General features: G+C 56.0%; 13 protein-coding genes. 10 read left to right on the plus strand and 3 right to left on the minus strand.

Translation table 11 applies throughout. From position 1 onward, the window contains the following. Window positions 1–139: 139 nt before the first annotated feature. Together murB and birA are read left to right on the plus strand one after the other, a co-directional pair. The gene (gene murB / locus AK59_RS0120510; RefSeq protein ID WP_029883684.1) at window positions 140–1,168 is read left to right on the plus strand and encodes a UDP-N-acetylmuramate dehydrogenase; all 1,029 of its coding nucleotides are present in this window, start codon (window positions 140–142) and stop codon (window positions 1,166–1,168) included. After that, complete coding sequence (gene birA / locus AK59_RS0120515; RefSeq protein ID WP_013099224.1) at window positions 1,165–2,127, plus strand: bifunctional biotin--[acetyl-CoA-carboxylase] ligase/biotin operon repressor BirA; 963 nt, start codon at window positions 1,165–1,167, stop codon at window positions 2,125–2,127. The genes murB and birA overlap by 4 nt, the downstream gene beginning before the upstream one ends. Before the next feature lie 101 nt (window positions 2,128–2,228). Here birA and bcsG read toward each other — a convergent pair whose 3' ends face one another. From bcsG to bcsE, 3 genes are read right to left on the minus strand one after another with little or no spacing between them, the layout of a single operon-like run. Then, the gene (bcsG, locus tag AK59_RS0120520; RefSeq protein WP_013099223.1) at window positions 2,229–3,908 is read right to left on the minus strand and encodes a cellulose biosynthesis protein BcsG; all 1,680 of its coding nucleotides are present in this window, start codon (window positions 3,906–3,908) and stop codon (window positions 2,229–2,231) included. Beyond that, window positions 3,901–4,098 carry a cellulose biosynthesis protein BcsF gene (bcsF, locus tag AK59_RS0120525; RefSeq protein WP_028027931.1) on the minus strand — a complete coding sequence of 66 codons (198 nt, stop codon included), beginning with the start codon at window positions 4,096–4,098 and terminating at the stop codon, window positions 3,901–3,903. Before bcsF ends, bcsG begins: the two co-directional genes overlap by 8 nt. Next, window positions 4,092–5,654, minus strand: a complete 1,563-nt coding sequence (gene bcsE, locus AK59_RS0120530) for a cellulose biosynthesis c-di-GMP-binding protein BcsE (RefSeq protein ID WP_029883685.1) — start codon at window positions 5,652–5,654, stop codon at window positions 4,092–4,094. Before bcsE ends, bcsF begins: the two co-directional genes overlap by 7 nt. 173 nt (window positions 5,655–5,827) lie before the next feature. Between bcsE and bcsR the strand changes: the two genes are divergently transcribed. The 8 genes from bcsR to AK59_RS0120570 all read left to right on the plus strand — a co-directional run bounded on the left by bcsR (window position 5,828) and on the right by AK59_RS0120570 (window position 19,972). Then, a complete protein-coding gene (gene bcsR / locus AK59_RS0120535) occupies window positions 5,828–6,016 on the plus strand; it encodes a cellulose biosynthesis protein BcsR (protein ID WP_013099220.1) in 189 nt (62 codons plus the stop codon). An 11-nt stretch (window positions 6,017–6,027) separates the two neighbouring features. Then, window positions 6,028–6,780 carry a cellulose biosynthesis protein BcsQ gene (gene bcsQ, locus AK59_RS0120540; RefSeq protein ID WP_013099219.1) on the plus strand — a complete coding sequence of 251 codons (753 nt, stop codon included), beginning with the start codon at window positions 6,028–6,030 and terminating at the stop codon, window positions 6,778–6,780. After that, window positions 6,777–9,392: a UDP-forming cellulose synthase catalytic subunit gene (gene bcsA, locus AK59_RS0120545; RefSeq protein ID WP_029883686.1), complete on the plus strand. Its 2,616-nt coding sequence runs from the start codon at window positions 6,777–6,779 to the stop codon at window positions 9,390–9,392. Before bcsQ ends, bcsA begins: the two co-directional genes overlap by 4 nt. 10 nt (window positions 9,393–9,402) lie before the next feature. After that, the gene (bcsB, locus tag AK59_RS0120550) at window positions 9,403–11,826 is read left to right on the plus strand and encodes a cellulose biosynthesis cyclic di-GMP-binding regulatory protein BcsB (protein ID WP_050491995.1); all 2,424 of its coding nucleotides are present in this window, start codon (window positions 9,403–9,405) and stop codon (window positions 11,824–11,826) included. Between the two features lie 6 nt (window positions 11,827–11,832). After that, on the plus strand, window positions 11,833–12,936 hold the full coding sequence (bcsZ, locus tag AK59_RS0120555; RefSeq protein WP_029883688.1) for a cellulose synthase complex periplasmic endoglucanase BcsZ: 1,104 nt from the start codon (window positions 11,833–11,835) through the stop codon (window positions 12,934–12,936). Further along, a complete protein-coding gene (gene bcsC, locus AK59_RS0120560; RefSeq protein WP_029883689.1) occupies window positions 12,918–16,400 on the plus strand; it encodes a cellulose synthase complex outer membrane protein BcsC in 3,483 nt (1,160 codons plus the stop codon). Before bcsZ ends, bcsC begins: the two co-directional genes overlap by 19 nt. Before the next feature lie 119 nt (window positions 16,401–16,519). Further along, window positions 16,520–18,526, plus strand: a complete 2,007-nt coding sequence (gene hmsP, locus AK59_RS0120565; RefSeq protein ID WP_013099214.1) for a biofilm formation regulator HmsP — start codon at window positions 16,520–16,522, stop codon at window positions 18,524–18,526. A gap of 159 nt (window positions 18,527–18,685) precedes the next feature. Next, window positions 18,686–19,972: a dicarboxylate/amino acid:cation symporter gene (locus tag AK59_RS0120570; protein ID WP_013099213.1), complete on the plus strand. Its 1,287-nt coding sequence runs from the start codon at window positions 18,686–18,688 to the stop codon at window positions 19,970–19,972. Window positions 19,973–20,174: the final 202 nt, after the last annotated feature.

Genomic DNA, 20,174 nt, shown 5'->3' on the forward strand with positions numbered 1-20,174 from the left:
GGAACTGCCAGGCATCAAATAAGTGAAGAGGCCATCCGAAAGGATGGCCTTTTTGCGTTTCTGCGCTGCACAAACTAATCCCCCACAACGTACTGCTTATACGGTAAACTACCTGCGTTTTTGCATCAGGATAGCGCCTATGAACCACTCCCTTAAGCCCTGGAATACCTTTGGTATTCAACGGAATGCTAATCACATTGTACGCGCCGATACGGCCCAGCAACTGCTGGATGCATGGCAACGCGCAACAGAAAACAACGAACCCGTACTGATTCTGGGCGAAGGCAGCAATGTCCTGTTTCTCGATGATTTTGCCGGGACGGTCATTATTAACCGCATCATGGGAATTGAGGTCGAAGAGTGCGCCGATAGCTGGCGTTTGCGCGTAGGTGCCGGCGAAAACTGGCATCAACTGGTGCAATATACCCTCGAAAAAGGGATGCCGGGACTGGAAAACCTGGCTCTCATCCCGGGCTGTGCGGGATCATCGCCCATTCAAAATATCGGTGCGTATGGCATCGAACTCAAACACGTGTGCGACTATGTCGACTGCATTGAGCTGGCGACCGGTACGGCTCAGCGTTTAACGGCAGAGCAGTGCCGTTTTGGCTACCGTGACAGCATCTTCAAACATGAATATCAGGATCGCTACGTCATTGTCGCTGTGGGCCTGCGTCTGTCCAAAACCTGGCAGCCGGTGCTGACCTATGGTGATTTAACGCGCCTCGATCCGGCAACCGTCACCCCTCGCGATGTGTTTGACTCGGTTTGCCATATGCGCATGACCAAACTGCCCGATCCCAAAGTAAACGGAAATGCCGGCAGTTTCTTCAAAAACCCGGTCATAAGCAGCGAAAACGCGAAAGCATTGCTGGCTAAATGGCCTACTGCCCCGCATTACCCGCAGGCGGATGGCAGCGTGAAGCTGGCCGCAGGGTGGCTTATCGATCAGTGCCAGTTAAAAGGTACTGCCGTGGGCGGCGCAGCGGTTCACCGTCAGCAGGCACTGGTGCTGATCAATCAACACGATGCGACCAGCGACGACGTGGTGCAACTGGCGCACCATGTGCGTCAGCAAGTGGCTGAGAAATTTAACGTCTGGCTGGAGCCGGAAGTCCGCTTCATTGGTCGTACGGGTGAAGTGAATGCTGTGGAGACTATCGCGTGAAGGACAATACCATCCCGTTAACCCTGATTGGCATCCTGGCCGACGGTGAGTTTCATTCTGGCGAGCAATTAGGTGAGCAACTGGGCATGAGCCGTGCTGCCATTAATAAACATATTCAGACCCTCCGCGACTGGGGGGTTGATGTCTTCACCGTGCCCGGAAAAGGCTACAGCCTGCCGGAGCCCATTCAGCTCCTGAACGAAGAACTCATCCGCAGCCAGATAGGGCAGGGTAACGTGGCCGTATTGCCGGTCATCGATTCGACAAACCAGTACCTGCTGGAGCGGATAGGCGAGCTGGAATCAGGGGATGCCTGCGTTGCAGAGTACCAGCAGGCCGGGCGCGGCCGTCGCGGGCGTAAATGGTTCTCACCGTTTGGCGCAAACCTCTATCTTTCCATGTACTGGCGTCTTGAGCAGGGGCCTGCCGCCGCAGTGGGTCTGAGTCTGGTGATTGGTATCGTTATGGCGGAAGTTCTGCATGAACTTGGCGCGGATAAAGTACGGGTAAAATGGCCAAATGACCTTTACCTGAACGATCGTAAGCTTGCCGGTATTCTGGTCGAACTGACGGGAAAAACTGGCGATGCGGCGCAAATTGTCATTGGTGCCGGTCTCAATATGGTAATGAGAAATGTGCAAAGCGATGTGGTGAATCAGGCGTGGACCAACCTGCAGGAAGCGGGGATCACCATCGATCGCAACACACTTGCCGTGCGTATGATAAAAGAGCTGCGTACCTCCCTGTCTCTCTTTGAACAGGAAGGGCTGGCATCGTTCCTGTCTCGTTGGGAAAAACTCGATAACTTTATCAACCGTCCGGTGAAACTGCTGATTGGTGATAAGGAGATCTACGGTATCTCTCGCGGCATTGATGCACAGGGTGCCCTGCTCCTGGAGCAGGATGGCGTCATCAAGCCCTGGGTGGGCGGTGAGATATCCCTGCGCAGCGCTGAATAAATGAGTATGCGCACTACAGGATATTCCGCGAGCCTGAAAATGCTCGTCTGGCTCGCGGAACAATCATTCCCTCTCCCCGAGGGGAAGAGGGTCTGGAGAACTTACTGCGGATAAGGTACCCAGTCTCCGCCGTTCAGACGAACGTACGGTTTGTTCTGGTACTGAATGACAACCGCATTCGCATTCTCTGACACTTCCGCGGTTTGCGGCAGATTGCTGGTGAGCTGATCCCAGTTCACGCTATCTTCCACAAACAGCTTGCCATCGACCGCGCGGGCCACGAGCTCAGAGATGGCCAGATAGCTGACTGGCTGAGTGATCTCAATCGGTGCGCCCTGATGCGGTGCCTTCATACCAAAGAATTTAATCCCGGCAGGCACGTTGGTAATGGACGGGCTGGGGATATCGCGCAGGCCGGACACCTGCATTCTGTCGCCTTTCAGCGCCCCACCGTGCTCCGGAACGACAACCACCATCACTTTACGGCCAGATTTTTCCAGCTCAGTGAAGAACGCATCCAGCTCATCAAAGAACTTCTGCGCACGCACTTTGTAATCTGCCGTTTTGCTCACGCCCGGGAAGTGATTACCGTCGTGAAGGGGCAGGGTGTTATAGAACGTGGCGCTGCGCGGATTGCTGTCTTTTTCAATGGTCTGCAACCAGCGCTGTAGCACGGCGGTATCGTCATAGACTGGCGAGCCATCGAAGCCCAGCAGCGTGACCGGCAGCCCGGTTTGATCCATCAGCGGTGCCTGCATACCCCCTTCTTCACGTACCTCTTTCAGGAAGTTACCGAACTGACCGTTATGCCCCAGCATCAGATGCTGCGTAAAGCCCAGTTTCGCCAGGTTATCGAACAGATAACACTGGTTGCCAGCGGGCTGATACAAATTCTTGTGTGATGGCTGGCCGCAGCTTGCTCGCAGCAGGCGGATGGCCGCCGGGCCGCTGTACGAGGTGGCAGAGTTAAAGTCTTTAAACTGGATATCGAAATGCGACCACAGCGGGTGCGACATTAAACCAGCCGCATCAACGTCAGCCCAGGAGAGGGAGCAGATGTTAATTACCAGCAGTTCAAACGGCTGAGCATCCGCCGGGAGTGCATCCGGGAATTTAGTCTGACGCTTATCTTCCGCGGTGTAGAAGCTGGAAAGCCAGGCATTCAGGTTGGTTGAGGTCGGCGGTGCGGTCTGCGCTGGAATATCGCCCACCACCGGCGTGTCGCCTGCCGTGGCAACGGTTGCTGCCGCGCTTCCTCCGGTGGTGGTCACCGTGCTGGTCGGTTGACCGGCAGGCCACAGGGAAAAACTTGGCCCAGCCAGCGTCAGAACGTTCAGCCAAATCATAATGGCAACGACAAACACCGTGACGCGGATCCACTGTGACAGAAACAGCCAGGCAACCAGCAGCACAAAGACCGCGCCAATCATCTGCCAGTTAATAAAGCGCTCGGTCAGGTCGAGGATATAGCTGGCGCTAAACCCGGCGACCTGCGAACCCTGACTCATGATGCTGTCCGGCCCCGGCAGCCAGGTATCATGCCAGAACAGCGCAAAACCCAGCGGGATGGCAACCCAGTGACGCAAGCGATGCAGCCTGATATTGGGCAGCGGCATCAGCAGGAAGGCCATAAACACCAGGTTCAGCAGAGGATGGAAGTTCAGATAGCCAGCCCACAGCAGACCAAACTTCACCAGAAAGTAGAAGTTCCAGCCGGAAAGGCCGCGCCAGTATTGCCACAGAGGCGATGGTGACGAAGCGGTATAAGTTGAGTTAGTCATGTTTTCGGTCTGCCTTGACGTGTGTTGCCCGTGTCAGTGTTCCGGCTGGTTTGACATAGCGAGGTTTGCCAAACGCCATTCTGGCCGTATCGCGAATACGACGCAGTGAATGGCGTGCATAATAACCAAGCGGGAAAAAGATCAGCGCACAGAATACAACCAGTTGAATGATATCGCTGATATTCATGATGGTGCGTTCTCCCCATTCTCAGTTAATAAGCGAAGGGGTTCCGGAACCCGACGCCAGATATGGCCGTCATGCCGTGCATTGAGGATCGGTTTGATATCGCTCGTGACAGGTAGCGGTTTCACCCAGTTTTCAGGCGCGAGGGCACGCATCTGCACCAGCTCAGCGCTGATCAGATTGTCTTCGAACCAAATCATACGGTTTGAGAAAATATCCCCGGTAGGCAGCGGGAAGATATGGTTCAGCGCGGTATCGAGATCGTTCACCCGACAAAAAGACAAAAACAGAACCAGGCGGTTGTCGCCAATCGTCATGATGTCCCCGGTACGGTTCGGGCGGCATAAGGTGAGCGCCTGTTCCACGCGGATCCCCGGTACAGGTCGCAGGGCAACCATTACCCCTTTCCCGTCTGCAGGAAGCAGCGTGTTGTTCATCATGTTGCCAACGGCATCGCAGAAGGTATCCCATTTCTGATAACCACGCAGTTTCATCGGCTGCGTCATGGAAAGCAGCGTGGAAATATCTTCCGGTACGTGGCGGTTGAACTGCTGCCCCTGGACACTTTCGATAAGCGTCAGGCAGCGTGACAGAGGGGCATTCCACGGGATAACCATGTTTGCGCCACAGCCCAAAAGCAGACGTTCGTCCGTGGCACGCAGGCTGGTATTGTTTTCGCGTACCACAATTTTTAACGCGCTGCCGCGTTGACGACGTAAGGTATGAATTTGTCGTGCCAGCGTTTCAATCTGGTTGTTCTGCATCAGCGAGAAAACAAGGGTTGCCGCCTGCGTCGTGCGGGCTTCATGAAAAAGCGCTTCATTGGACTCAAACAGGGACCAGTTTTCAGACAGCGCGGGCGCCCCCTCCAGTACCGCAATATGGCTCAGGATCCGTTTTTCATCGCTGCGCGGTTGCACCACGGTTTCTTCTTGCTGGGCAAGGTGCCACTCGCCGTCAATATGTTTAAGCGTAAGCTGCTGTCTGGCGCTCACGCCTTTTTCATTACACCAGAATGCAATATCGTAGAGATAGCTGCCCGCCTGGTCGCGTAGACTCGCCAGGCCGAATAGCGAGCGATACTCCGCCATTAAAAGTGAGAACAGCTTATCGTTATTACTGCCGGGATTGATTATCAATAGCGTGCAATTTTGAAATTTTGCCCATTTATTGATTTTTTCCAGCCACTGCAGCAGTTTCTCCGTCGGGATATTTTGCAGGGCGTTATGTGAACATTTAAGAATCAATAAAAAGCGGTCTGGATTGATGGAACACTGAATGTCGCGGGATAAATAGTATAGACTATCTGCTTCCGACGGCATGGAAAACAAGCGTACCGTCTGTGGACCGCGGTCTCGCTCAAGCGTAATAATTTGCTTCGGGTCTTCGCCCATACTAATGACAGCGACCCGGGTGTCCTTACCCTGCGCGGCAATTGTCTGGTTTACCAGACTGATAGCATCTTCATTACGATCCGAATTAACCCACCAGACTCCTCCGACTGGCATGTGGCGCAATTCGTCCCATAATGACTGGATGCCAATAGAAAATATGGAGTCCACGGTGTCCCTCTTTTCGTCTAATTTATCTGTATATCAGTTTACTAGCGAAAGCGTAGAAATAAACCTAACATTGAAATTAAAGAGCATCAGATTTAGCATGTAAATGAAATTTCACAGGGCAGGAAGCCTCGCGACTTCAGAGAGTAAAACGATACTCAAAGGGATGGAAAAAAATGGATAATAACGAACCCGGAACCCCAGTCGATTCGACCCTGGGTTACACATTCCAAAACGATTTTCTGGCGCTGACGCAGGCCTTTTCTTTACCTGAAATAGATTACACCGATATTTCCCAGCGGGAACAGTTGGCTGCGGCTATTAAACGTTGGCCGTTATTAGCTGAATTTACCCAACAACAATAAGGGAGCCATTGATGGCCATACTCGGATTACAGGGCGTCCGTGGTGGAGTGGGTACAACATCCGTTACCGCGGCGCTGGCGTGGTCATTACAGCTTTTAGGTGAATCGGTGCTGGTGATTGACGCCTGCGCCGACAATTTGCTGCGTATGTCATTTAACGTCGACTTTACCCGTACAGAGGGTTGGGCCCGCGCGTTGCTTGATGATAAAGACTGGCGTGATGCGGGTCTGCGTTACACCTCTCAGCTCGATCTCCTGCCGTTTGGTCAACTGACCACGACAGAGCGTGAGAATGAAGCCGCCTACCAGCGTTTATTTTCGCAATTCACACTCGCGCTGCAGAGCCTCAAAGAAAAAGGCCATTATCAGTGGATCCTGCTGGATCTGCCGCACGGTGCCGGCACGCTGACCCGACAGCTGATTGCCCAGTGCGACCACGTGCTCTCCATTGTGAACGTCGATGCTAATTGCCATATCCGCCTACATCAGCAGGGATTGCCCCAGAATAGCCATATCCTGATTAACGATTTACGCATTGGCAGCCAGATCCAGGACGATCTGTATCAGGTCTGGCTGCAAAGCCAGCGTCGTCTGCTGCCGATTGTGATCCATCGTGATGAGGGGATGGCGGAATGCCTCGCCTCCAAACAGCCACTTGGCGAGTATCGTAGCGATTCGCTGGCGGCAGAAGAGATCCTGACGCTGGCGAACTGGTGTCTGCTGCACTTCGCCCAAGAGGCGGATCCTGCCAGGGGTACGGTATGAGTCGACTCGCCAGCTGGTTACTCATCCCGCCGGTCAGTTCGCGTTTAAGCGACCATTACCGGCATTATCGCCGGCATGGTGCCTCGGCATTTAGCGCCGCGTTCGGCTGTTTCTGGATGATTCTGGCCTGGATGTTCATCCCCCTCGAGCACCCCCGCTGGCAGCGCATTCGTGCGCGACACAGTGAATTGTATCCGCACATTAATCCTGACCGTCCACGGCCGTTAGATCCGGCGCGGTACATCATTCAGGCCATCTGGCTGGTGGTTACGTCGCCGCGGCAGGAGAAAAAGACGCCGCACTGGCGCAGCTTCAGCCGGGTCCAGCTTTTACGCGAACGCTATCATCAGTGGCTGGACAGGCTGCCTGACCGCGTGGGCGATAAGACCAGCCATCTGGATAACCATAAAGAACTCGGGCATCTGCACCCGGGTTTACGGCGTTTTATTCTGGGCGTGATTGTTGTCTTCTCGCTCATTCTGGCGCTGGTCTGTATCACGCAACCCTTTAACCCGCTGGCGCAGTTCACTTTCCTGATCCTGCTGTGGGGCGTGGCGCTGCTGGTGCGGCGTATACCGGGGCGCTTCTCCGCCCTGATGCTGATTGTGTTATCACTGACCGTCTCCTGCCGCTATATCTGGTGGCGTTATACCTCAACGCTGAACTGGGATGACCCGGTCAGTCTGGTATGCGGTCTGGTGCTGCTGTTTGCTGAAACGTACGCCTGGATCGTGCTGGTGTTGGGCTATTTCCAGGTGATCTGGCCGCTCAACCGCCAGCCGGTTCCGCTGCCAAAAGATACGTCGCAGTGGCCGACTGTCGATCTCTTTGTGCCGACCTATAACGAAGATCTGAGCGTGGTGAAAAATACCATTTACGCCGCGCTGGGTATCGACTGGCCCAAAGATAAGCTCAAAATCTGGATCCTGGATGACGGCGGTCGGGCCGCGTTCCGTGAGTTCGCGCAAGAGGTGGGCGTTGAGTATATCGCCCGTACCTCTCACGAACATGCCAAAGCCGGGAACATCAACAACGCGCTGAAGTATGCGACAGGGGAGTTTGTCTCCATCTTTGACTGCGACCACGTGCCGACGCGCTCGTTCCTGCAGATGACGATGGGCTGGTTCCTGAAAGAGAAAGCGCTGGCGATGATGCAGACGCCGCACCATTTCTTCTCGCCGGATCCGTTTGAACGTAACCTCGGCCGTTTCCGTAAGACCCCGAACGAAGGCACGCTGTTCTATGGCCTGGTGCAGGACGGCAACGACATGTGGGATGCGACCTTCTTCTGCGGTTCCTGTGCGGTTATCCGCCGTAAACCGCTGGATGAAATTGGCGGCATCGCGGTTGAAACGGTCACTGAAGATGCCCATACCTCGCTACGCCTGCACCGTCGCGGCTATACCTCTGCCTATATGCGTATCCCTCAGGCGGCAGGTCTGGCGACGGAATCCCTGTCGGCGCATATCGGCCAGCGTATTCGCTGGGCGCGCGGGATGGTACAGATTTTCCGTCTTGATAACCCGCTGTTGGGTAAAGGCCTCAAGCTGGCGCAACGTCTGTGCTATGTCAACGCCATGTTCCACTTCTTATCCGGTATTCCGCGGCTGATCTTCCTGACCGCGCCGCTGGCGTTCCTGCTTCTTCACGCCTATATCATCTACGCGCCCGCGCTGATGATTGCGCTGTTTGTTCTGCCGCACATGATCCACGCGAGCCTGACCAACTCGAAGATTCAGGGCAAGTATCGCCACTCATTCTGGAGTGAAATCTACGAAACGGTGCTGGCCTGGTACATCGCGCCGCCAACGATGGTGGCGCTGATTAACCCGCATAAAGGCAAGTTTAACGTCACCGCGAAGGGGGGCCTGGTGGAAGAGGAGTATGTCGACTGGGTGATCTCCCGTCCGTACATCTTCCTGGTGCTGCTGAACATTGTGGGGGTAATTGCCGGTATCTGGCGCTACTTCTACGGTCCGGAAAACGAAATCCTGACGGTGTTCGTCAGTATGGCATGGGTATTTTACAACCTGATTATCCTTGGCGGCGCAGTGGCGGTGTCGGTGGAGAGCAAGCAAGTACGTCGCGCGCATCGTGTTGAAATCAGCATGCCTGCTGCGATAGCCCGTGAAGATGGTCATCTCTTCTCCTGTACCGTTCATGACTTCTCCGACGGTGGTCTGGGTATCAAAATCAACGGACAGGCGAAGGTGCTGGAAGGGCAGAAGGTTAACCTGTTGCTTAAGCGTGGCCAGCAGGAGTATGTCTTCCCGACACAGGTTGTGCGTGTGGCAGGCAATGAAGTGGGTCTGCAGCTGATGCCGCTGACCAGGAAGCAACATATTGATTTTGTGCAGTGTACGTTTGCCCGCGCGGATACGTGGGCTCTCTGGCAGGACAGCTTCCCGGAAGATAAGCCTCTGGAAAGCCTGCTGGATATTCTGAAGCTGGGGTTCCGTGGCTATCGTCACCTTGCAGAATTTGCCCCGTCGTCGGTGAAAATAATTTTCCGGTCACTTACTTCGCTGGTTTCCTGGGTCGTGTCGTTCATTCCTCGTCGTCCTGAGCGGGATGAGGCGAAGCAGGCGGACCCGGTTATGGCTCAACAATGATGATAACGCGATGAAAACAAAACTTTCCTGGTTATGTGCAGTGGCAATGGGGATGAGTACTCTCCCTGCAACAATGGCTAACGCAGCGCCTGATAACGCCGCGGCCACGCCAGCTCCTACGGTGCCTGTGGTGTCGCAAGCGACCGAACCGGTAGTCACCGCGGCGCCCGGTCAAACAGAAAACCTCGTTCCCAACCAGCCGACAGCGGGAAATACCCTGCCGGCCGACGCGCAGGTTGTGGGGCAGGTGATGCCGGGCGTTCCGGGGGCTAATGCGCCTGTTGTCACGGAGAATGCCCCGTCGCGGGACGTGAAGCTCACCTTTGCGCAGATTGCGCCGCCTCCGGGCAGCATGGTGCTGCGCGGCGTCAATCCTAAAGGCGGCGTTGAGTTTGGTATGCGCAGCGATGAGGTCGTGTCGAAGGCGGTGCTGAACCTGGAATATACCCCTTCTCCTTCGCTGCTGCCGACCCAGTCTCAGCTGAAGGTCTACCTGAATGACGAGCTGATGGACGTGCTGCCGGTCACCAAAGAGCAGTTGGGCAAGAAAACCCTGGCTCAGGTGCCGATCAACCCGCTGTTTATCACTGACTTTAACCGTATCCGTCTGGAATTCGTGGGCCATTACCGTGACGTCTGCGAAAACCCGGCCAGCAACACGCTGTGGATGGATGTCGGGCGTAACTCATCGCTGCAGATGACCTACCAGTCGCTGGCGCTGAAAAACGATCTCTCCGCGTTCCCGGTGCCGTTCTTCGATCCGCGTGATAATCGCCCGTTAAACCTGCCGATGGTCTTTGCGTCCTCACCGGACGTCACGGAGCAACTGGCAGCGACCATCGTGGCCTCCTGGTTCGGCTCCCGTTCCGGCTGGCGCGGGCAGAACTTCCCGGTTATGTATGACAAGATCCCTGACAGAAATGCCATCATCTTTGCGACCAACGCGAAGCGTCCTGCTTTCCTGCGTGAGCACCCGGATGTCAAAGCGCCGACCATTGAGATGATAAGCCACCCGGATAACCCGTATGTGAAGCTGCTGGTGGTTTTCGGGCGTGATGAGAAAGACCTGGTGCAGGCCGCAAAAGCGATTGCACAGGGGAATATCCTGTTCCGCGGCAGTAGCGTGGTTGTCGATGAGGTCAAGCCGCTGCTGGCACGTAAACCTTATGACGCGCCAAACTGGGTACGTACCGACCGCGCCGTCACCTTCGGGGAGCTGAAAACCTATGAAGAGCAGCTGCAGTCGACAGGGATTGAGCCGTCTCCTGTCAGCCTGTCGCTGAACCTGCCGCCGGACCTGTATCTGCTGCGCACCACCGGTATCGATATGAACATGAACTATCGTTACACCGCGCCGTCAACCAAAGACAGTTCGCGCATGGATATCAGCCTGAATAATCAGTTCCTGCAGTCGTTTAATCTGGTGAGTAATCAGGAAACGAACCGTCTGCTGCTGCGTTTGCCGGTACTGCAGGGGCTGCTGGATGGTAAAACCGATGTCTCCATCCCGGCGCTGAAGCTCGGGGCGGTAAACCAGCTGCGCTTTGATTTCCAGTACATGAATCCAATGCCGGGCGGTTCGGTGGACAACTGCATCACCTTCCAGCCGGTGCAGAACCACGTCGTGATTGGCGATGAATCGACCATCGACTTCTCGAAGTACTATCACTTCCTCGCCATGCCGGATCTGCGGGCGTTTGCTAACGCGGGCTTCCCGTTCAGCCGTATGGCGGACCTGTCTGAATCCATTGTTGTGATGCCAAAAGCGCCAAATGAAGGGCAGGTGACGACTCTGCTGGACACCATGGCGACCGTAGGCGCGCAAACGGGCCTGCCGGCGATTAACGTTACCCTGACGGATGATGGCGCTCAAATTCAGAACAAAGATGCGGACATCATGGTGATCGGTTCCATCCCGGATAAGCTGAAGGATGAGAAGCGTATCGATCTGCTGGTTCAGGCAGCCCAGTCCTGGGTTAACACGCCGCTGCGTCAGACCGAGTTCCCGAGCATCATGCCGGATATCAACGATCGTAAAGCCAGCGCGCAGACGGCTGTCACGTCTCAGGGGGCGATGGCGGCCGTGGTCGGCTTCCAGTCACCGTATAACGATCAGCGTAGCGTGATTGCCCTGCTCGCAGACAGCCCGCGTGGCTACGAACTGCTCAACAGTGCGATGAACGACAGCGGTAAACGTGCCGCGATGTTCGGCTCTGTGTCGGTGATCCGTGAGTCGGGCGTGAACAGCCTGCGCGTAGGCGATGTGTACTATGTGGGGCATCTGCCATGGTTCGAACGTCTGTGGTATGCGCTCTCTAACCATCCGATTCTGCTCGCTATCCTGGCCGCCGTCAGCGTGGTGCTGCTGGCCTGGGTGCTGTGGCGTCTGCTGCGTATCATCAGCCGTCGTCGCCTGAATCCGGATCATGAGTAAGATGTGATGAAAGCCTTTCGCTGGTGTGTCATTGCGTTGATGCTGGCGGCGGCGCCTCTGCGCGCCGCCTGTACCTGGCCTGCCTGGGAGAAATTTAAACAGGATTACATCAGCGAGGGCGGGCGGGTCATTGATCCCAGCGACACGCGTAAAATCACTACCTCGGAAGGGCAAAGCTACGCGCTGTTCTTTGCTCTCGCCGCGAATGACCGTAAAGCGTTCGACAAAGTGCTGGCATGGACGCGGGATAACCTTGCCGGGGGGCATCTCGACGACACGCTCCCCGCCTGGTTATGGGGGCAAAAAGACAAAGACACCTGGGCGGTTATCGATACCAATTCCGCCTCGGATGCCGATATCTGGATCGCCTGGTCCCTGCTTGAAGCGGGGCGGTTATGGAAAGACGCTGACTATACCCGTACGGGCAAGGCGCTACTCGAGCGTATCGCCCGCGAAGAAGTGGTGAAAGTACCTGGCCTCGGTCTGATGCTGCTGCCCGGTAAAGTTGGCTTTGTCGATGAGAACGCCTGGCGTTTTAATCCCAGCTATCTTCCACCACAGCTCGCAAGCTACTTCACGCGTTTTGGCGCCCCGTGGACCACCCTGCGTGAGACCAATCTGCGCTTGCTGCTGGAGAGTGCGCCGAAAGGTTTTTCGCCGGACTGGGTGCAATACCAGAAAAACAAAGGCTGGCGGTTACAGCAGGAGCCGCCGCTGGTGGGGGGATATGACGCCATCCGCGTCTATCTCTGGGTGGGGATGATGAACGATAACGATCCTCAAAAAGCCCGGCTGCTGGCGCGCTTCAGGCCGATGGCCGCCACCACAACAAAACAGGGTGTACCACCGGAAAAAGTGAATGTGGTGAGTGGAGCACGCACGGGCAATGGCCCGGTCGGCTTCTCTGCCGCCATGCTGCCTTTTTTACAACAGCGTGATGCGCAGGCCGTCCAGCGCCAGCGCGTGGCTGACCACTTTCCTGATAATAATGCTTACTACAGTTATGTACTGACTCTCTTTGGACAAGGATGGGATCAGCATCGTTTTCGTTTCACCACAAAAGGTGAATTAATACCGGATTGGGGCCAGGAATGCGCAAGTTCACAGTAAATCTACTCAGTTTATCGCTTGGCCTGGCGCTGATGCCGCTGGCTCAGGCCGTCAACTCTCCACAGCAGCAACAGCTGCTGGAACAGGTGCGCCTGGGGGAATCGACGCAGCGTGAAGATTTGGTGCGTCAGTCGCTCTATCGTCTTGAGCTGATCGACCCGAACAACCCTGACGTTATTGCGGCACGTTTTCGCTATCTGCTTCGTCAGGGCGACAACGCTGGCGCACAAAAAGAGTTGGATAGACTGAAAGGGATCGCCCCCGGTTCCAGCGCGTACCAGTCCTCGCGCAACACGATGCTACTTTCCACGCCGGATGGCCGCCAGCAGTTACAGCAGGCTCGCTTACTCGCCACGACAGGCCATACCCAGGAAGCGATTGCTGCCTATGACAAGCTGTTCGACGGCAACCCGCCGGGCGGCGACGTGGCAACAGAATACTGGAATGTGGTGGCGAAAGATCCCGCCCGCCGCAATGCGGCCATTAACCAACTGAAAAAGATTAACAGCAGCAGCCCCGGCAATACGCAGCTGCAGTCGACGCTGGCCCAGCTGCTGTTCCAGACCGGGCGCCGTGATGAAGGCTTTGCGGTGCTGCAGGAGATGGCCAAATCCAGCAATGGCCGCAGCCAGGCGTCGGATATGTGGTATGCGCAGATCAAAGACCAGCCTGTCAGCAGTGCCAGCGTCTCCGCGCTGCAAAAGTACCTGAGCGTATTCAGTGACGGTGAGAACGTAACCGCCGCGCGTTCACAGCTTGAAGCGCAGCAAAAACAGCTCGCCGATCCAACTTTCCGTGCGAAAGCGCAAGGCCTGGCGGCAGTGGATGCCGGACAGGGTGATAAGGCGGTGGCGGAACTGCAAAAGGCGGTCAGCGCAAACCATGCCGACAGCGAAGCCATTGGCGCGCTGGGCCAGGCATACTCCCAGAAAGGCGACCGTGCTCGCGCGGTGGCACAGTTTGAAAAGGCGATCGCCCTCGATCCGCAGAGCGATAACCGCGGCAAATGGGACAGCTTGCTGAAGGTGAACCGTTACTGGCTGCTGATCCAGCAGGGGGATGCGGCGCTGAAAGCGAATAGCCCGGCACAGGCGGAGCGCTATTATCAACAGGCGCGCACTATCGACAATAGCGACAGTTATGCGGTGCTGGGGCTGGGTGATGCCGCAGCGGCACGTAAAGATAACGACGCCGCCGAGCGCTATTATCGGCAGGCATTACGCATGGACAGCGGCAATAGTAACGCGGTCCGCGGACTGGCCAATATTTATCGTGCACAGTCGCCGGAGAAAGCCTCGCAGTTTATCCAGTCGCTCTCCGCCAGCCAGCGTCGCAGTATTGATGATATTGAACGTAGCCTGACCAACGAACAGCTCTCCGCACAGGCCGAGCAGCTGGAGAACCAGGGCAAATACGCCCAGGCCGCCGAGGTTCAGCGTCGTCGTCTGGCGCTCTCTCCAGGCGACGTGTGGATCACCTATCGCCTGTCGCGCGATTTCTACAGCGCAGGCCAGCGCAGTCAGGCAGATACCCTGATGCGTCAGCTTGCCAGCCAGAAACCGACCGACCCGGATCAGGTTTATGCCAACGGGCTCTATCTTTCCGGTAACGACCAGGATCGTGCCGCGCTGGCCCATCTGGAGACGCTGCCGCGCAGCCAGTGGAACGGCAATATTCAGGAGCTTGCCGACCGCCTGCAAAGTAATCAGGTGCTCGAAACCGCCAATCGCCTGCGCGACAGTGGCAAAGAGCAGGAGGCGGAAAATCTTCTTCGTCAGCAACCTGCTTCTACCCGTATCGATTTAACCCTGGCGGACTGGGCGCAGCAGCGGAGCGATCTCAGTGCAGCAAAAACGGCATACAGCGGCGTGTTGCAGCGCGAGCCACAAAACGAAGATGCGATCCTCGGCCTGACCGAAATCTACAGTGCGCAGGGCGACAAAGACGCTGCGCGTGCCGAACTGGCGAAACTGCCTGCGACGCAAAATGGCCAGCCGTTGTCGCTCAACATGCAGCGCCGCATCGCGATGGCGCAGGCGGGGCTGGGTGATTCTGCTGCCGCAGAAAAGACGTTCAACAGCATCATTCCGCAGGCAAAATCACAGCCTGCGTCAATGGAAAACGCGCTGGTGCTGCGTGATGCGGCACGTTTTCAGACGCAAAATGGCCAGCCTCAGCAGGCGCTGGAGACCTATAAAGATGCCATGGTCTCCTCTGGCATCACCACCACCCGTCCGGCAGACAATGACACCTTTACGCGCCTGACGCGTAACGACGAAAAAGATGACTGGCTGAAGCGCGGCGTGCGTAGCGATGCCGGTGATTTGTATCGCCAGCAGGATGTTAACGTTACGCTGCAGCACGACTACTGGGGCTCCAGCGGTACCGGGGGCTACTCCGACCTGAAAGCCCACACCACCATGCTGCAGGTGGATGCGCCGCTCTCTGATGGACGGATGTTCTTCCGCAGCGATCTGGTCAATATGGATGCCGGTTCGTTTGCCACTAACAACGGCACCTACGATCCCAAATGGGGGACCTGTGCCGAAACGCCATGTCGCGGCAACACCAGTCAGACGTCAAACGGCGCAAGCGTGGCCGTGGGCTGGCAGAATAAAACCTGGGCATGGGATATCGGCACCACGCCAATGGGCTTTGACGTGGTGGATGTGGTCGGCGGGGTGAGCTATAGCAACGATCTCGGTCCTATCGGCTACACCATTAACGCCCACCGTCGCCCGATCTCCAGCTCTCTGCTGGCCTTTGCCGGGCAAAAAGACACCAATACCGGCACCACCTGGGGCGGCGTGCGCGCCACCGGCGGTGGCGTGAGCATCAGCTACGATAAAGGCGAGGCGAACGGCATCTGGTCAAGCCTGAACGCGGAATCGCTGACCGGGAAAAATGTAGAGGATAACTGGCGCGTCCGCTGGATGACCGGTTACTACTACAAGCTGATTAATAAAAACAACGAGCGCCTGACGGTCGGTGTCTCTAACATGCTCTGGCACTACGATAAAGATCTGAGCGGCTATACCCTGGGTCAGGGCGGCTATTATAGCCCGCAGGAATATGTCTCCTTTGCACTGCCGGTCACCTGGCGTAAACGCACGGAGAACTGGTCCTGGGAGCTGGGCGGATCTGTCTCATGGTCTCACTCCAAAACCAACGATGTGCTGCGCTATCCCCTTCAGGGACTCATTCCCGTCGATGAGCCAGGCCGTTACACCGACAGGGGGGCGATGGAAACCGGCAGCAGCTCCTCAGGCACCGGTTATACCGCGCGGGCCATTGTCGAGCGCCGGGTCACGTCCAACTGGTTTGTGGGTCTTGGCGTGGATATTCAGGAAGCGAAAGACTATACCCCAAGCCATGCGCTGCTCTATGTACGCTACTCCGCCGCAGGCTGGCAGGGTGATATGGACTTACCGCCACAGCCGCTCATTCCCTACGCGGACTGGTAATCGGATTTTACTTAATCCATTTGTAAGTCTCTCTTAAAAGTGCGGCGATCGGGTATACTCAGGCGCGCCAGGTTTACACCCTGGTGCGCCCTGCGCTTCGAGTTCTGTGGAGAGTCATTTTGCGTGTCAGCCGTTCCTTAACGATCAAACAGATGGCGATGGTTTCTGCTGTCACCTTGCTGTTTGTACTGCTATTTTGCGTCATTTTGCTGTTTCATTCCGTGCAGCAGAATCGCTATAACACGGCTTCGCAATTAGAAAGTATTGCCCGCTCGGTGCGTGGCCCGCTTTCGGCTTCTATTCTGAAAGGCGATATTCCCGAAGCGGAAACCATTTTAAAACGTATTCAGCCTGCGGGCGTTGTCAGCCGCGCAGACGTGGTGCTGCCGAACCAGTTCCAGGCGCTGCGGATGAGTTTTATCCCGGAACGTCCCGTCCCGATGATGGTGATGCGCCTGTTTGAACTGCCGGTACAAATTTCGCTCCCCATCTACTCGCTTGAACGCCCTGCGAATCCGCAGCCGCTGGCCTATCTTGTTCTGCAGGCGGACTCGTACCGCATGTATAAATTCGTCATGAGCTGGTTTATCACGTTAGTGACCACTTGCTTACTTATGACGCTGATACTGAGCGTGGCGCTGACCTGGTGCATTAACCGGCTGATTGTCCACCCGCTGCGGCGTATCGCCCGGGAGCTGAACGCGCTTTCTCCCCAGGAGCAGATGGGTCATCAGCTTGAGCTCCCCCGCCTGCATCATGACGATGAGATCGGCATGCTGGTGCGCAGCTACAACCTCAACCAGCAGCGCATTCAGCGTCAGCAGGATGAACTGAACAGTAGCGCCACCCGTTTCCCGGTGTCGGAGCTTCCTAATAAAGCGTTCCTGATGGCGATGCTGGAGCAGACCGTGGCGCGCCAGCAGACCACGGCGCTGATGGTCATCGCCTGTGAAACCCTGCAGGATACCGCTGGGGTGCTCAAGGAGAGCCAGCGTGAAATGCTGTTACTGACGCTGGTCGAAAAGGTTAAATCGGTGCTTGCTCCACGTATGGTGCTGACTCAGGTCAGCGGTTATGACCTGGTGGTGATTGCGAACGGCGTGAAAGAGCCGTGGCATGCGATCACGTTAGGTCAGCAAGTACTCACTGTCATTAATGAGCGGCTGCCCATTCAGGGTATTCAGCTTCGCCCCAGCGCCAGTATCGGGATTGCCATGTTCTATGGCGATCTGACCGCGGAGCAGCTCTATCGTCGCGCCTTCTCGGCGGCATTCACCGCCCGTCGCAAAGGGAAAAACCAGATCCAGTTCTTCGACCCGGATCAGATGGAAAAGGCGCAGCAGCGTCTGACGGAAGAGAGCGACATCCTCACCGCGCTGGATAACCACCAGTTTGCCCTCTGGCTCCAGCCGCAGGTCAATTTGCTGACGGGTGAAGTGGAAAGCGCGGAAGCGCTGTTGCGCGTGCAGCAGCCGGATGGCAGCTGGGAGCTGCCGGAAGGGTTAATCGAACGTATTGAGTCCTGTGGTCTGATGGTCACGGTGGGCTACTGGGTGCTTGAGGAGTCATGCCGCCAGCTTGCCGCCTGGCAGGAGCGTGGTGTCAACCTGCCGCTGTCGGTCAATCTCTCTGCCCTGCAGTTGATGCATCCCACTATGGTCTCGGAGATGCTGGAGCTCATCAATCGCTACCGGATCCAGCCGGATACGCTGATTCTGGAAGTGACGGAAAGCCGTCGTATTGACGACCCGAATGAGGCGGTCGCGATCCTCAAACCGCTGCGCAACGCCGGTATCCGCATCGCGCTGGATGATTTTGGCATGGGCTATGCCGGACTGCGTCAGCTTCAGCACATGAAAACGCTGCCGGTGGATGTCCTGAAAATCGACAAAGCGTTTGTCGATGGGCTGCCGGAAGACAGCAGCATGGTGCAAGCCATTATTCAGATGGCGCGTAGTCTCAACCTGAATCTGATTGCTGAGGGTATCGAGACGGAAGCGCAGCGCCGCTGGCTGGCTGAGGCGGGTGTCGGGAAAGGCCAGGGCTTCCTCTTTGCCCGTGCCGTCCCGTCGGATGTCTTTGAACAACGGTACCTTTCCGGCGCTGGCAATAACGCAAAAGTGTAATTTTGTTGCTGGCTTGTGCGAGCCAGCTCAAAGTTCTTAACATTTGTGTTTCAAATTTGAACTGAGTTTATTTCTGTCCTGTTATGCGGGTGTTATTTTAGAGCCGCAGGTTAACCATAACCTTACAAAGCCTGTGGTTTTTCTTCCCAAGGACATTCTATGAAAACCTCACTCTTCAAAAGTCTTTACTTCCAGGTCCTGACAGCCATCGCAATCGGTATTTTACTGGGTCACTACTACCCGGAACTGGGTGCGCAAATGAAACCGCTTGGCGACGCGTTCGTTAAGCTCATTAAAATGGTCATCGCCCCGGTGATCTTCTGTACGGTGGTGACCGGTATCGCTGGCATGGAAAGCATGAAGGCGGTAGGACGTACCGGTGCAGTGGCGCTGCTTTACTTCGAAGTGGTCAGCACCCTGGCACTGATTATCGGTCTGATCATTGTTAACGTGGTGCAGCCTGGCGCTGGCATGAACGTCGACCCGTCGACGCTGGATGCCAAAGCGGTGGCGGTTTACGCTGAGCAGGCGAAAGATCAGGGCGTGGTCGCCTTCCTGCTGGACGTCATTCCCGGCAGCGTGATCGGGGCGTTTGCCAGCGGAAACATTCTGCAGGTGCTGCTGTTCGCCGTCATGTTTGGTTTTGCCCTGCATCGTCTGGGCAGCAAAGGCCAGCTGATCTTTAACGTCATTGAAAGCTTCTCGCAGGTCATCTTTGGCATCATCAATATGATCATGCGCCTGGCGCCGATTGGTGCCTTCGGGGCAATGGCGTTCACCATCGGTAAATACGGCGTCGGCACGCTGGTACAGCTCGGCCAGCTGATTATCTGCTTCTATATCACCTGTATTCTGTTTGTGGTGGTGGTGCTGGGGTCGATTGCCCGCGCGGCCGGTTTCAGCATCTTCAAATTTATCCGCTATATCCGCGAAGAGCTGCTGATTGTGCTGGGGACCTCCTCCTCTGAGTCGGCGCTGCCGCGCATGCTCGATAAGATGGAGAAGCTGGGTTGTCGTAAATCGGTGGTGGGGCTGGTGATCCCGACAGGGTACTCCTTTAACCTCGACGGTACCTCGATATACCTGACCATGGCGGCAGTGTTTATTGCACAGGCAACCAACAGCCATATGGATATCTTCCATCAGATCACCCTGCTGGTGGTGCTGCTGCTCTCGTCGAAAGGGGCTGCGGGCGTAACGGGCAGTGGCTTTATCGTGCTGGCGGCGACCATTTCCGCTGTGGGACATCTGCCGGTGGCCGGTCTGGCGTTGATTCTCGGTATTGACCGCTTTATGTCTGAAGCGCGTGCGTTAACCAACCTGGTGGGTAACGGCGTGGCTACGGTTGTGGTGGCAAAATGGGTTAAAGAGCTGGATCACAAAAAGCTCGACGATACGCTGAATAATCGCTCTTCTGATAGCAAAAACCCGGGTTTATCCTCCTGATTTTCCGCTAAATTCCCGCATTCCCTTGTCGGAATGCGGGCTCCTGCGCATAATGACTGTTCGTACCTGTCATAATTCGACAAGATTTTTTTTGGGTATATTGCACTTCTCACCGTGACGTTTTGCCGAACGCGCGGTCTAATCGACGTGTTTTCATCGTCATCTTTTAGAGTGAAGCGCGTCGCGAGACACTCTTTTTAAC

Source organism: Enterobacter sp. T1-1 (assembly GCF_000710795.1).
Lineage (GTDB): Bacteria > Pseudomonadota > Gammaproteobacteria > Enterobacterales > Enterobacteriaceae > Enterobacter > Enterobacter cloacae.